13 protein-coding genes and 1 tRNA gene are annotated in these 13,922 nt (G+C 72.7%); 7 read left to right on the forward strand and 7 right to left on the reverse strand.

The genetic code is table 11. From position 1 onward, the window contains the following. Window positions 1-16: 16 nt before the first annotated feature. Genes nuoE through MKK70_RS25900 form a run of 5 tightly spaced genes read right to left on the reverse strand, consistent with a single transcriptional unit; the run spans window position 17 to window position 3,928 of the window. Window positions 17-1,051 (reverse strand): NADH-quinone oxidoreductase subunit NuoE, encoded by a 1,035-nt coding sequence (gene nuoE / locus MKK70_RS25880; protein ID WP_243950778.1) that lies wholly within the window; start codon window positions 1,049-1,051, stop codon window positions 17-19. 21 nt (window positions 1,052-1,072) lie between these two features. Then, window positions 1,073-2,263 (reverse strand): NADH-quinone oxidoreductase subunit D, encoded by a 1,191-nt coding sequence (locus MKK70_RS25885; protein WP_147728467.1) that lies wholly within the window; start codon window positions 2,261-2,263, stop codon window positions 1,073-1,075. 15 nt (window positions 2,264-2,278) lie between these two features. Beyond that, window positions 2,279-2,926 (reverse strand): NADH-quinone oxidoreductase subunit C, encoded by a 648-nt coding sequence (locus MKK70_RS25890; RefSeq protein ID WP_147728469.1) that lies wholly within the window; start codon window positions 2,924-2,926, stop codon window positions 2,279-2,281. Window positions 2,927-2,935: 9 nt separating this feature from the next. Then, window positions 2,936-3,523 (reverse strand): NuoB/complex I 20 kDa subunit family protein, encoded by a 588-nt coding sequence (locus MKK70_RS25895; RefSeq protein ID WP_147728470.1) that lies wholly within the window; start codon window positions 3,521-3,523, stop codon window positions 2,936-2,938. Between the two features lie 39 nt (window positions 3,524-3,562). Further along, the gene (locus tag MKK70_RS25900) at window positions 3,563-3,928 is read right to left on the reverse strand and encodes an NADH-quinone oxidoreductase subunit A (protein ID WP_147728471.1); all 366 of its coding nucleotides are present in this window, start codon (window positions 3,926-3,928) and stop codon (window positions 3,563-3,565) included. 358 nt (window positions 3,929-4,286) lie between these two features. Here MKK70_RS25900 and MKK70_RS25905 point away from each other — a divergent pair. Next, window positions 4,287-4,363: transfer RNA gene (locus MKK70_RS25905), tRNA-Asp, on the forward strand. Window positions 4,364-4,434: 71 nt separating this feature from the next. On the opposite strand, the gene MKK70_RS25910 is transcribed toward MKK70_RS25905, so the two are convergent. Further along, the gene (locus MKK70_RS25910; protein WP_243932616.1) at window positions 4,435-5,802 is read right to left on the reverse strand and encodes a sensor histidine kinase; all 1,368 of its coding nucleotides are present in this window, start codon (window positions 5,800-5,802) and stop codon (window positions 4,435-4,437) included. After that, a complete protein-coding gene (locus MKK70_RS25915; RefSeq protein ID WP_147729022.1) occupies window positions 5,802-6,467 on the reverse strand; it encodes a response regulator transcription factor in 666 nt (221 codons plus the stop codon). The genes MKK70_RS25910 and MKK70_RS25915 overlap by 1 nt, the downstream gene beginning before the upstream one ends. Before the next feature lie 148 nt (window positions 6,468-6,615). On the opposite strand from MKK70_RS25915, the gene MKK70_RS25920 reads away from it, so the two are divergent. The 6 genes from MKK70_RS25920 to MKK70_RS25945 all read left to right on the forward strand — a co-directional run bounded on the left by MKK70_RS25920 (window position 6,616) and on the right by MKK70_RS25945 (window position 13,845). Then, window positions 6,616-7,296, forward strand: a complete 681-nt coding sequence (locus MKK70_RS25920) for a DNA-binding protein (RefSeq protein ID WP_243950780.1) — start codon at window positions 6,616-6,618, stop codon at window positions 7,294-7,296. A gap of 177 nt (window positions 7,297-7,473) precedes the next feature. Further along, window positions 7,474-7,746, forward strand: coding sequence for a hypothetical protein (locus MKK70_RS25925; protein ID WP_313899114.1), 273 nt, complete (start codon window positions 7,474-7,476; stop codon window positions 7,744-7,746). A gap of 195 nt (window positions 7,747-7,941) precedes the next feature. Further along, window positions 7,942-9,693, forward strand: coding sequence for an ABC transporter ATP-binding protein (locus MKK70_RS25930; RefSeq protein WP_243950925.1), 1,752 nt, complete (start codon window positions 7,942-7,944; stop codon window positions 9,691-9,693). Between the two features lie 43 nt (window positions 9,694-9,736). Then, on the forward strand, window positions 9,737-10,615 hold the full coding sequence (locus MKK70_RS25935) for an aldose 1-epimerase family protein (RefSeq protein ID WP_243950784.1): 879 nt from the start codon (window positions 9,737-9,739) through the stop codon (window positions 10,613-10,615). 4 nt (window positions 10,616-10,619) lie between these two features. Further along, window positions 10,620-11,327, forward strand: a complete 708-nt coding sequence (locus MKK70_RS25940) for a uroporphyrinogen-III synthase (protein ID WP_243950786.1) — start codon at window positions 10,620-10,622, stop codon at window positions 11,325-11,327. Window positions 11,328-11,484: 157 nt separating this feature from the next. Continuing rightward, window positions 11,485-13,845, forward strand: coding sequence for a COG4223 family protein (locus MKK70_RS25945; protein WP_243950788.1), 2,361 nt, complete (start codon window positions 11,485-11,487; stop codon window positions 13,843-13,845). Window positions 13,846-13,922 lie beyond the last annotated feature (77 nt).

Genomic DNA, 13,922 nt, shown 5'->3' on the forward strand with positions numbered 1-13,922 from the left:
TTTGGCTTTCCGTGTCTCAGGTGGCCGGGTCGGTCTTGGACGGCGCCGCGTCGGGCTTCGATGGCTCCGCGGCGGGCGCGTCCCCGCTCGCGCCCGAGGCTTCCGGCTGCGGCGGCACCGCGTCGCGCGGCAGGTCGGACTGCGAGCCCGCCTCGGCGCCGGCGGGCTCTCCCTCGACGACGCGCTTGGCCGGCGAATCCAGGACGTCGGCGTCGGCCTTGTCGCCGGCCTTGGTCGGCGCATCGCCGTCCGCGGCGCGCTGGGCCGGGGCGTCGGCGGCCGGGCGCTCGACGGCGCGGCCGGCATCGGGCTTGGCGATCTTCGGCTCGCTCGCCGCGCGCGCCTCGGTCGAGGCGGCCTCGTCCTTGCCCCGGGCCTCCTCGCCCTCGGCCTTGCTCTTGTCCTCGAAGCGCTGGCGCCAGGCGCCGACGCGCGACCCGTCGAACAGCGTCGCGTCGGTCAGCGTCGCGGCGCCGCCCTGCGGCTCCGACGAGACGCGGCCGGTCTGCGAGCCGACCTTGACCGGACGGCCGGCGGCGAGGTCGTCCATCAGCTGGCCCAAGCTTTCGGGCGTCAGGTCCTCGTAGTAGTCCTGGTTGATCTGCACCATCGGCGCATTGCAGCAGGCACCGAGGCACTCGACCTCGAGCCAGGAGAAGTTGCCGTCAGCGGACACGTGCCCCGGCGCGCCGAGGCGGGCGTGCAGCATGTCCTTCAGCTCACGCGCGCCGCAGGAATCGCACGGCACCGTGCCGCAGAGCTGGATCCAGAACCGGCCCACCGGCTCCAGCGCGAACATCGTGTAGAAGGTCGCGACCTCGAGCACGCGGATGTGCGGCATGCCGAGCTCGTCGGCCACCGCCTCGATCGCGCGGCGCGGCAGCCAGCCGCCGTTCTGCTCCTGCGCCTTCCACAGCAGCGGGATCACGGCGGAGGCCTGGCGGCCCTCCGGGTACTTCTCGATCTGGCCCCTGGCCCAGTCCGCGTTCTCCGGCGTGAACGCGAAGCTCTCGGGCTGCTCGGCGGCGGGGGCGAGCCTGCGGTTCGACATATCAGTTCTGGCCCTTCCAGCTCACCGGTCCACCTCGCCGAAGACGATGTCGAGCGTGCCGAGCACGCAGGACACGTCGGCGAGCAGGTGCCCGCGGCACATCCAGTCCATCGCCTGGAGGTGGGCGAAGCCCGGAGCGCGAATCTTGCAGCGATACGGCTTGTTGGTGCCGTCGGAGACGAGGTAGACGCCGAACTCGCCCTTGGGCGCCTCGACCGCGGCGTAGACCTCGCCGGCGGGCACGTGGAACCCTTCTGTGTAGAGCTTGAAGTGGTGGATGAGCGCTTCCATCGAGCGCTTCATCTCCCGGCGCGGCGGCGGCGCGAACTTGCCGTCGATCGAGGCGATCGGCCCCTGCCCCGCCGGCTCGCGCAGCTTGACGCAGCATTGCCGCATGATCTTCACGGATTCCCGCATCTCCTCCATGCGGATCACCTGGCGATCGTAGGTGTCGCCGTTCTTCCCCACGGGGATGTCGAACTCCATCTCCTCGTAGCACTCGTAGGGCTGCGACTTGCGCAGGTCCCACGGGATGCCGGAGCCGCGCACCATCGGGCCTGAGAAGCCCCAGGCCATCGCCTCGTCCACCGAGACGATGCCGATGTCGACGTTGCGCTGCTTGAAGATGCGGTTGGACATGACGAGGTCGTCGAGGTCCTGCACCACCTGCAGGAACGGGTCGCAGAACGCCTCGATGTCGTCGATCAGCGCGGGCGGCAGGTCCTGGTGCACGCCGCCGGGACGGAAGTAGTTGGCGTGGAGCCGGGCGCCCGAGGCCCGCTCGTAGAAGATCATCAGCTTCTCGCGCTCCTCGAAGCCCCAGAGCGGGGGCGTCAGCGCGCCGACATCCATCGCCTGCGTCGTGACGTTGAGGAGGTGGGAGAGCAGCCGGCCGATCTCGCAGAACAGGGTGCGGATGAGCTGGGCCCGCCGCGGAACCTCGATGCCCGCGAGCTTCTCGATCGCCAGGCAGAAGGCGTGCTCCTGGTTCATCGGGGAGACGTAGTCGAGCCGGTCGAAATACGGCGTGACCTGAAGGTAGGTCTTGTACTCGATCAGCTTCTCGGTGCCGCGATGGAGCAGGCCGATATGCGGATCGACGCGCTCGACCACCTCGCCGTCGAGCTCCAGCACGAGGCGCAGCACGCCGTGCGCCGCCGGATGCTGCGGCCCGAAATTGATCGCGAAGTTGCGGATGTTATGCTCGGTCATGGTGAGCCCTCCGCCTCAAGCCGTCTTCTTCTCGTCGCCGGGAAGCACGTATTCGGTGCCCTCCCACGGCGACAGGAAGTCGAAGTTCCGGAATTCCTGGGTCAGCTTCACCGGCTCGTAGACCACCCGCGCCTCGTCCTGGTCGTAGCGGACCTCGACGAAGCCGGTGAGCGGGAAGTCCTTGCGCAGGGGGTGGCCCTCGAAGCCGTAATCGGTGAGCAGCCGGCGCAGGTCCGGGTGGCCCGAGAACAGGATGCCGTAGAGGTCGTAGGTCTCGCGCTCGTACCAGTTGGCCGCCGGGAACACCTCGATCACGGAAGGGACCGGCGTGACCTCGTCGGTGCGCACCTTGACCCGGATGCGGCAATTGTGGCGCAGGCTGAGCAGGTGGTAGACCACGTCGAAGCGCTCGGCGCGGCTCGGATAGTCGGCGCCGCAGATGTCGATGAAGTTCCGGAAGGCGCAGGCCGGATCGTCGCGCAGGAACGTCAGCGCGAAGACGATGTCCGAGGCCTGGACGATCAGCGTCAGCTCGCCGAGCGCGATGGTGCGCTCGACCACCGCCGGGCCGAGCGCCCCGGCGACGTGGTCCGACAGCGCCTGCAGCGCCGCGTCGCCGGAGACCGGCTGGGTGTGGGCGAGGATCGAGATGCCGTTGGTCATCGCGTCACCTCAGCGCTCGATCGTGCCGGTGCGGCGGATCTTCTTCTGCAAGAGCAGCACGCCGTAGAGCAGCGCTTCCGCCGTCGGCGGGCAGCCCGGAACGTAGATGTCGACCGGCACGACCCGGTCACAGCCGCGCACCACCGAATACGAATAGTGGTAGTAGCCGCCGCCGTTGGCGCAGGACCCCATCGAGATCACGTAGCGCGGCTCCGGCATCTGGTCGTAGACCTTGCGCAGCGCCGGGGCCATCTTGTTGGTCAGCGTGCCGGCGACGATCATCACGTCGGACTGGCGGGGCGAACCGCGCGGGGCGAAGCCGAAGCGCTCGCAATCGTAGCGCGGCATCGACATCTGCATCATCTCGACGGCGCAGCAGGCCAGCCCGAACGTCATCCACATCAGCGAGCCGGTGCGGGCCCAGTTGATCAGGTCATCGGTGGAGGTAATCAGGAACCCGCGGTCGGCGAGCTCGGCGCTGATCGTCAGAAAGGTCGGGTCGTCCGCGCCGATCGGACGTCCGGTGTTCGGGTCGACGAGCCCCTTGGCCTGCGGCGCGATCGCCGGGGCGCGGGACAGTTCGGGAGTGAAGGCCATGGATGCCTCAGGAGCGGACGGGCGGGGCGACGACGCGGGCTAATCCCATTCGAGGGCGCCCTTGCGCCACTCGTAGACGAAGCCGACGGTGAGGACCCCGAGGAAGGCCATCATCGACCACATGCCGAACCAGCCGAGATCCCCGAACGTGATGGCCCAGGGGAACAGGAAGGCGACTTCGAGGTCGAAGATGATGAACAGGATGGCGACGAGGTAGAACCGCACGTCGAACTTCATGCGGGCGTCGTCGAAGGCGTTGAAGCCGCACTCGTAGGCCGAGAGCTTTTCCGGATCCGGGCTCGAATAGGCCACCAGGAACGGGGCCACCAGGAGAGCCGCCGCGATGAACAGCGATACGCCGAGGAACACGATGAGCGGCAGGTAATCCGCCAGGAGACCGGTCATGCGACACCTCTCACGCGCTGGACTGCGCCGCCCTGAATTTCACCGACGGCGATATGGAATTGCTCCAATGCCAGAGTGCGCGCGGGCCGAGGCTTAGTCGAGCCGACCCGGTGAAACAAGCCGTTTGCGCGTCGCACAATCGCGGCTTGAGACAGACAGGTGGCGCTGTGTCAGGCCTTCGCCAACACGGCAGATCGGCGCAGGCCCGGCGAGGTCCGAGCCGGCCCGGCGGCACCGGGATCGGGCCATGCGGACAATCGCGCTCCGCATGGCAAGCTCGCGCTTGACACTCCCTGCCCCCCCACATAAACCCCCGCTCGTCGCCGAGGCCCACCGGGCCTTCGAGCGGATGCGCCGTGCGGGCGTAGCTCAGTTGGTTAGAGTGCCGGCCTGTCACGCCGGAGGTCGCGGGTTCGAGTCCCGTCGCCCGCGCCACGTTTCCTCCCCCCATCCAGACCGAATCAGCCCTCCGGCTTCGCGCCGTCGAGGGCTTTCCGCGTTCGGCTCTAGCCCGGCAGAACGAGGGTCGCCCGCAGGCCGCCGAGGCCGGACCGGTCGAGCGTCAGGCCGCCGCCGTAGAGCTCGGCCAGCTCCAGGGTGATCGACAGGCCGAAGCCGTTGCCCGGCACGCTCTCGTCAAGCCGCTGCCCGCGGCGCAGGACGGACGCCGCCTCAGCCGGATCGAGGCCCGGCCCGTCGTCCTCGACGCGAATCGCCACCGCCCCCTCGGCCGGGGCCGCCGAGACGCGGACCTCGCCGCGGCACCACTGGCAGGCATTGTCCATCAGGTTCCCGAGCATCTCGTCAAGGTCCTGCGCCTCGCATCCCACGGCCAACCCCTCGGCGAGGTTTGCCTGGATCCGCACGCCCTTGGCCGCATGCAGCCGCCCCAGCGTCGCGGCGAGGTCCCCGACAGGGCTCGCGAGGTCGATCCGGCCGCGGGCCGTGCCTTCCAGCGCCGCGGCGCGCGCCCGGCGCAGGTGGTGGCGGACCTGCCGGTCCATCGAGCCGACGAGGTCGCTCAAGGTGCCGTCGGCGTCGCGGGCCGGGTCGGCGAGCGCCAGGGTCAGGGTGGCGAGCGGCGTCTTGAGGCCGTGGGCGAGGTTCGCGACATGGGTGCGGGCCCGCTCGAGGTTGGCCGCGTTCTGGTCCAGCAGCGCGTTGAGCTCGGCGACCAGCGGCCGGATCTCCGTCGGCTGCGCCACCGGCACCCGCTCGCGCCGCCCGGCACGCACCTCGGCGAGGTCCGCGCGCAGGCGCTGCAGCGGCGCGAGGCCGAGGCGCACCTGCGCCAGCACCCCGCCGATCAGGCAGAGGCCGAGCACCGCGAGCGCCAGCGCCAGCGTGGTCAGGGCCTCGCGCAGCGGCCCGCGCAACGCCGCGGCGGGCGCGGAGGCGGCGATCACGGTCGCCGCGCCGCCGTCCTCCGCCGGCAGCGTCAGGACGCGCAGGATCAGGCCGCGTCCGTTCGCATCGGTCGCGTCGGCGGGCTGCGGCCGCTCCGACCCGTCGTCGGGACGGGGGCCGGCCGGCACGGGCAGCACGTCGCTGCCGAGCGAGGCGGAGCGCAGGCGCGTCCCGCCGCGCCGCACCTGCCAGGCCCAGCCCGAGCCCGCGCGGTCGAAGGGCGGCGCGTCGAAGTCGCGGGCGAGGCGCGGACCGTCGGGGCCCTGCTCCAGCCCGGAGCGGATCGCCACAATCTGCGCGTCGAGCCGGCCGTCGATCTGCCCCCGCACAAAACGGTGGAGGATGAAGCCGATCGCGATGCCCGCCACGACCAGCGCGACGGTGACGAGGACGAAGGCGGCGGCGAGCAGGCGGCGCGCCAGCGAGCCCGTGCGCGGTGCGCGTTCCAGCCGGGATGCGTGCGCCATCACGCGGCGTCCGCGTGCAGGCGCCAGCCGTGGCCGCGCACCGCCTCAATCTGCGCCGGGGCGATCTTGCGGCGCAGGCGCGTGATGATGACCTCGACCGAGTTCGAGTCGACGTCGGCGTCGCCGTCATAGACCCGCTCGATGAGTTGCAGGCGGGGCACCACCGCGTCCTTGCGCAGCATCAGGCAGGACAGCACCCGCCATTCGAGCCCGGTGAGCTTCAGGGGCAGGCCGTCGCGCTCGAAGGCGCCCAGCCCGGGGTCGAAGCTCAGCGGCCCGCAGACGAGCCGGCTCGCGCCGCTGGCCTGGGCGCGGCGCACCAGCGCCCGCAGGCGGATCACCAGCTCCTCGGTGCGGAACGGCTTGACGAGATAGTCGTCGGCGCCGGCCTTGAAGCCCGCGACCTTGTCGCTCCAGCCGTCGCGGGCGGTGAGGATCAGCACCGGGAGCGTGCGCCCCGCGGCGCGCCACGCCTGCAGCACGGAGACGCCGTCGCGCTTGGGCAGGCCGAGGTCGAGCACCACCGCGTCGTAATCCTCGGTCTCGCCGAGATGCTGCGCGTCCTCGCCGTCGCGCGCGTGGTCGAGGGCGAAGCTTTCCGCGCGCAGGGCCTTCGCGATCTCGGCGCCGAGCGCGGCATCGTCCTCGACCAACAGGACTTTCATGGTTCTCGGCACCTTCGGGGAACGGGCGTCGGGGGTTAGGCCGGCCGGTTTAACCGGGGCTGAACCGCGCGGTTCAGGGTGGATTGGCGGGCCTCTCCTAGAACGCCGTCAACCCGAAAGGGCCCACCCGAACAGGACACGTTTCATCATGAGCAACGAACAGGTCATCGACGGCACCGCCACCGAGGTTCGCCAGGCCGCCGCCGAGGGCGCCGCATCGAAACCCGCACGCCGCCTGCCCCGCCGCACCCTCGTCGTCGGGGCGATCGCCGCGCCGCTGGCGCTCGGCGCCGTCGGCCTCTCCCTGGCGCAGAACGGCGCGCCCTCGACCATGCCGATCGCCCCGGTGGCGATCTCGACGCTGGTGCCGTCGGGCGGCATCGCCGCCAAGGGCGAGGTCGCCGAGATCTTCGGCAACAAGTTCGTGCTGCAGGACGGCACCGGGCGGGCGCTGGTCGAGACCGGGCGCCAGGGCGAAGACGGCAAGCTCGTCGCCAAGGGCGAGATCGTCACCGTGCAGGGGCGCTTCGAGAACGGGTTCCTGCACGCGGCGGTGCTGACCCACGGCGACGGCAACCGCGTGCTGCTCGGCCCGGCCGGCGGCCCGCCCCCCGGCACCCTCGACTGGGCGAAGGACAAGGTCGGGCTCGGGCCCAACCCCGACGTGCCGGCGCTGACCGCCTCGGTGCAGGCGGCCGGCTACTCGGACGTCCGCGTCACCGGCCGCGGCCCGCGCCACCTCGAGGTCGCCGCCAAGGGCCAGGACGGGCGCGAGCGCCAGCTCCATGTCGGCTTCGACGGTCAGATCCGCGAGAAGCGCGTATTCTGAGGTCGTCGGCCGCGCCGCCGATCCGGCGGCGCGGCACGATCCTCGCCTCGACGGGCCCGGCGCGATGCAACCGATCCCGCCCTGCCGCGTCTTGGCGAGAGACGGACCGCACGCGAGACACCCGCAAGGAGCCTGCCCCAGATGGAACCGATGAAGCCGATGGAACCGATGAAGCCCATGGAACCCATGAAGCCGATGAAGGGCATGGAGCCCTGGTGGCCGGAGGACCTCGGCCAGCCCTCGACCAGCGGGGCGCAGAACGGGATGAAGTACGCCTTCTTCCCCGGGAAGCACCGCCTGCTGATCGAGCAGGACGGCAAGACCACGACCTACGACAGCGGCGACCACAAGATCGGCGGCGTCTCGCAGCAGGACGGCGGATCCAAGTCGCTGACCTTCACCAGCCAGAACGGCGACGTCGACCTCGGCTCGCTGAAGAAGGTCGATTGATCGCGCGCGGGCGGGCTTCGGCCCGCCCGCGTGGACAGCCCGGCGCCGGGCCTCTATGCGCTCGGCCCACATGAACGTGCGCTTCACAGAGAGAACCGCGCCGGGCGCCTTTCCCTGCCCCCCTGCTCCGCAGGGTACCCTCCCCCGCAAAGGGCGGAGGGAGAGGTGCGTTCTGCCGATCCCGAGGACACCCTCGTGCGCACGCTGATCGATCTCGTGCGCGCGATGCGGGCCCGCGACCGGCGCCGGCTCGCGCTGATCGCCCTGGGGCTGGCCGGCGCAGGGCTGCTCGAGGTGGTCGGCGTCGCCTCGGTGATCCCGTTCCTGACGCTGGTCGGCGATCCCGCGGCCGCCACCCGGCTGCCCTACCTCGCGCAGATCCGCGACACGCTCGGGCTGTCGGACGACCGCAGCTTCCTGATCGCGGCCGGGATGGCGGCGCTGCTCGTGATCCTCGTGACCGCGGTGGTGAACGCCGCGCTGACCTACGCGCAGCTGCTGTTCACCCATCTCACCGGCTACGGCTTCGCCCGGCGGCTGCTGTTCCGCTACCTCGCCCGCGAAAAGCTGTTCTTCACCCAGGGCAACAGCGCGGAGCTTGCCAAGAACGTGCTCTCGGAGACCGACCGCCTGGTCGTCGGCGTGCTGACGCCGGCCACCGTCGTCGCCTCCCGCGCGATCTCGGCCCTCGCGGTGATTGGCTTCCTGCTGGTCTACGCGCCGCGCCTGGCGCTGATCCTCGGCGGCGGCTTCGGCGGGCTCTACGTCGGCATCTACCTGGTGATGCGCGCGCGCCTCGCCTCGCTCGGCGCCCGCTCGGTCGCCGACAACGCGCAGCGCTACCGCGTGGTGCAGGAGACCCTGGGCGCGCTCACCGAGCTCAAGCTCTACGGTCGGGCGGACGCCTTCGCCGGCAAATTCGACGCCCCCGCCCGCGCCTATGCCAAGGCCACCGCCGAGAGCCTGCTGACGGGGCAGATGCCGCGCTTCGTCATCGAGGCCCTGGCCTTCGGCGGCGTCATCGTGGTGGTGCTGTTCGCCCTCGCCCAGGGGCTCGACACCGCCGGCATCCTGCCGCTGCTCGGGCTGTTCGCCTTCGCCGGATACCGGATGCTGCCGGCCTTCCAGAACATCTTCAACTCGCTGGCTCTGCTGCGCTTCTACCTGCCGGCGGTGCGGGTGATCGTCGACGACCTCGACGGCGAGGCCGAGAGTTCGCCGCGGACCGACGCACGGCTGCCGTTCCGCGACGCGATCCGCCTGGAGCGGGTCGGCTTCGCCTACGCGCCCGGGCGGGCGGCGCTCGCGGACGTGAGCCTGACGATCCGGGCCAACACCACCGTCGGCCTCGTCGGGCGCACCGGCTCGGGCAAGTCGACCCTGGTCGGCCTGATCCTCGGCATCCTGACGCCGGATGCCGGCCGCATCACCGTCGACGGCACGCCCTTGGATTCACAGGCCCTGCCGGCCTGGCAGAACCGGATCGGCTACGTCCCGCAGGACGTGTTCCTCGTGGACGGGACGGTGGCCGAGAACATCGCGCTGGGCCTCGAGCCGGTCGACCGCGCGGCGGTGGAGCGGGCGGCGCGGCTCGCCGGCGCGCACGACTTCGTCGCCGCCCTGCCCGAGGGCTACGACGCCCGCGTCGGCGAGCGCGGCGCGCGCCTCTCCGGCGGCCAGCGCCAGCGCATCGGCATCGCCCGCGCGCTCTACCACGACCCCGACGTGATCGTGTTCGACGAGGCGACCTCGGCGCTGGACGGCGAGACCGAGGGCGCGGTGATGGCCGCGCTCGACGCGCTCGCCGGCCAGCGCACGCTGATCATGATCGCCCACCGCCTCACCAGCCTGGAAGCCGCCGACACGGTCCACGTGCTCGACGGCGGCCGCCTCGTGGCGTCGGGCCCGCTTCACGCGGTGACGCAGCATGTCGGGGCGGCCGCGTGAGCCGGGCGCCGACGAACCCACCCCGATCCGGAGCCGATGCCCCATGCCCGATCCGATCCACCTGAAGGCCGCCGACGGCACCACCGCGACCCTGACGCTCGCCGGCGCCGAGCCGGTGTCGTGGCGGGTGGGCGGCACCGAATACCTCTGGAGCGGCGATCCCGAGCACTGGAACCGGCACGCGCCCTGGCTCTTCCCGGTGGTCGGCGCCTCCGCCGGCGGGATGGTCCGGGTCGACGGCCGGACCTATCCGATGGCCCAGCACGGCTTCGCCCGCGACCTGCCCTTCGCGGTGGTGGAGCGGACGGACGAGGCCGTCACCCTGCGCCTGACCGAAACGGCCGAGACGCTGGCGCACTATCCCTTCCGCTTCCGCCTCGACATCACCGCGCGGGTGCGCCCCGCCGGGCTCGACTTCGCCATCGCGGTCCACAATCCGGGCGAGACCGCCCTGCCCTATGGGCTCGGCTTCCACCCGGCCTTCCCCTGGCCGTTCGCGGGCGGGACGCGCGCGGCCGGCGGCGGCTACGCGGTCGCGTTCGAGCGGGCCGAGCGCGCCAGCGTCCCCGAGGTCGGCCCCGGCGGCCTGCTGCTGCGCGAGGAGCGCCCGATCCGCCTCGAGGGCAACGTCCTGCCCCTCGATCCGGCGCTCTTCACCGAGGCGCTGGTGTTCCGCGACGCGCTGAGCCGCACGATGCGCTTCACCGGGCCGGGCGGGCGGGCGATCCGGATGGCGGTCGAGGATTTTTCGCACCTCGCCGTGTGGACGAAGCCGACCGCGCCGTTCCTGTCGCTCGAAGCCTGGACCGGGCATGCCGACTGGGCCGGATTCTCGGGCGAGCTCGCCGAGCGCGACGCGCAGCGCCTGCTGGCGCCCGGCGCCACCGCCGATCACGGCATCCGCCTCACCCTGGAGGGGTGAGGCCGTGCGGGTCTGGGTGGCGCGGCCGGAGCCCGGCGCCGCACGCACCGGCGAACGCCTGGCGGCGCTCGGCCACCTGCCCCTGGTGGCGCCGGTGCTGGTGGTGCGCCCCACCGGCGCAGCCCTGCCGCCGGGCCCGTTCGACGGGCTGATCCTCACCAGCGCGAACGCCCTCGACGCGCTGCTCGCGACGACCGAGGCGGCCACCCTGCGCGGAATCCCGGTCTTCGCCGTCGGCCCGCGGACGGCGGCGCTCGCCGAAGCGCGGCTCGGCGCGGTGACGGCGGGGACGGGCGACGCCGCCGCGCTCGCAGCGATCGTGCAGGGATCCGTCGCGCCGGGGGCATCCCTGCTCCACGTGGCCGGCGCGGAGCGCAAGGTGGAACCCGCCGCCCGGCTGACGGCCGCCGGCTACCGGATCGCGACGCACGTCGCCTACGCGGCCGAGGCGGTGGCGCACCTGCCGGACCCGGTCTTCGCGGCCTTCGCCGCCGTCCCCGGAGGGCTCGACGCCGCCCTGCACTATTCCCGCCGCAGCGCGCGCGTGGCGCATCGATTGTCGGAAGCGGCCGGACACGGCGGAGCTTTCCGCGCGTTGAGGCATTACTGCCTGTCGGACGACGTGGCCGCAGCCCTGGACCAAGCCGGGGTCGCGGCCCATTTCGTCGCTGGGCGACCGCGCGAGGACGACCTCCTCGCCGGCCTGTCCTGACATCGCCGCGCCGCCGTCAGATCGGGTCTCGCCCGGGCGGAAGCGGCGGTGATAGGTAGGCGCCGCCCGCACCGGCGCGGGTCGTGAGGAACGTTAGGATCGGGGCGCGCGGCACAGCCGCCGCGCCCGGGACGTCGAGACGGGAGAGACAACGGCCGTGAAGCCACCATCCAACGACGCCGACCGTCCAAATTCCGGCTCACAGGCTCCGGGTGCCGCGAAGAACGGTGCCCCGAGCTCGACCGCCCCCCAGACCCAGGGCGGCAAGCCCGGAACGGTGTCGACGCCGCAGGGCCGTCCGCCCGAGACCCTGCCGCCGGGCGTCCACGTCAAGTCGGAGCCGGCCAAATCCGAGACCGGCAAGCCCGATACGGCCAAGAACGATACGGCCAAGCCCGATACCATCAAGCCCGATACGGCCACGCCCGCCGTCCCGTCGTCCTCGGCCCAGGCGCCGAAGCCGGAGGCCGGCCGCGCCGATCCTCCGATCACCGCCGGGCCGACGAAGGCCGAGCCCGACCGCCCGGCCCAGCCCCCCGCCGATCCGGCGAAGCTCGACGCCAAGCCTGCCGGCGGGGCGGGCGCCGCCTCTGCAGCGTTCCCGAGCAAGCCCGCGACAGAGGCGGTCAAGCCCGGGATCGCCGGCGCGCCGGGCGGCCCGTCCGCGGCGAAGGAGCCGGGGAAAGCCGAGCCGGGCAAGCCGGACCCGGCGAAGCCCGAGTTCGGCCGGTCCGGGGCCGGCACCGCCGCCGAGCCGCCGAAATCCGCCGGCGGCGCCACGGCGGGCGGGCCGCGGCCCTCCGGCGCCCTCACCGATGGACCGATCATCGACCTCAAGGCCAAGCGCGTCGAGGACGCCGGGGCGAACAAGGGCGACGTCCGCGGCAACGCCAAGGCCGCCGCGGCGGGAGCCGCGGGGGTCGCGGCCGGCATGGCGGCGTCCGGTCCCAAGCCTGCTTCAGACATCAAGCCTGCTTCCGACGGCAAGGCAGCGTCCGACGCCAAGGCCGGCGCCAAGCCGGCGGGCTCCGGCAGCACCCCGCCGCGGGTCGGCCCGGCCGAGGCGCCCGCCGCCCGCGGGCCGGGCTTCGGCTCGGTGGCGACCGCCGGCCTTCTCGGCGGCGTGATCGGCGCCGGCCTGCTCTTCGCGGTGGAGCGCGCCGGCATCCTCGTCAATGCCGGCGACGACGCCCGCCTCAACGCCCTCGACCAGCGCATCTCCGGCCAGCTCACCGGCCTCGACCAGCGCATGGCATCGTTGAGCCCACGCGACGCGGTCGCCGCCCTCGACAAGCGCGTCGCCGCCAACGAGGCGACGCTGAAGCCGCTGCCCGACGCGGTGAAGGCGGCGGAGGCCGCGGCCAGGCAGGCGCTGGACCGTGCGTCCGGCGCGACGGCCACGTCCGCCGAGGGCCAGGGCACGACCCCGGCGGCGGCCGCCCAGGCCGCTCTTCCGGCCGACATCGCCGCCCGGCTCGACAGCCTGGACCAGCGCGTCTCCGCCCTGCAGGAGGAGCCGGACCGCGACCAGGCTGGCGATTCCCGCCTCGGGGTGGCCCAGGCCGGCGGCGACCCCAAGCAGATCGCCGCCCTCGACGGGCGCGTGAAGGCGCTCGAGGACAAGGCACCCGACAAGGCGGCGCGCGCGCCGGCCGTCGACCTCGCGCCGAAGCTCGCCACGCTCCAGGGCGAGGTCGAGGCGCGCACCAAGGCGAACGCCGAGGCCGACCAGGCCCTCGGCCAGCGCCTCGACGCCCTGCAGAAGACCCTCGACGAGCGGGTGAAGGCCGCGACCGAGGCGGTGCAGACGGCAACGCAGGCGAGCCGCGAGGCGGCCGAGGCCGGCAGGAGCACGGCCGAATCGGCGACCAAGGCCCTCGACCGGCGCCTGCAGGATCAGGCCGACAAGATCGCCACCCTCGACAAGGCGGTGGCGCTTCGCGCCGAGGCCAGCACCGTCCAGGCCGCGTTGAAGGTCGTCACCGCCGACCGGATCGCCGCCGCGCTGGAGGCCAGCGTCCCGTATGCCGAGCCGCTGGCGACCCTGCGCAAGCTCGAGACCGGCGACGCGAGCCGCGTCGACGCCCTGGCGCCGTTCGCCGACAAGGGCGCGCCGACCGCGGACCAGCTCGCCGCCGCGTTTCGCCCGATCGCCGACAAGGTCGCCGCCGCGCGCAAGGCCGCCGCCGCCAAGGAGGTCGCCGCCAACGGCGACCTCAAGAGCCGCTTCCTCAGCATCGCGGACTCGATCGTGCAGGTCCGCAAGGTCGATGCGCCGCCGGCCGCCGAGGAGGCTGCCGCCAGCGATCCGACGGCGAAGGTGCAGGCGGCCCTCGACCGCGGCGCGCTGATCGAGGCGTCGCAGGCCTACGAGGCGATGCCGCAGGATCTGAAGGCGCAGGCCGGCGATTTCGGCGCGACGCTGAAGGCGCGGGCCCAGGCGGCCCAGGCGGCCCAGGCGCTGCTCTCCGACGCGTTCAAGGGCCTGCCGACGACCGCGCCGACCGCCAAGCCGTGATCGCCCCCCAGAGGTGATCGCAGAGACACGCCATCCTGCGGGGGCGGCCATCGCCCCCGCCCACATCCTCGTCGCGA

It is taken from the genome of Methylobacterium sp. E-041 (genome assembly GCF_022829665.1).
Taxonomy (GTDB): domain Bacteria; phylum Pseudomonadota; class Alphaproteobacteria; order Rhizobiales; family Beijerinckiaceae; genus Methylobacterium.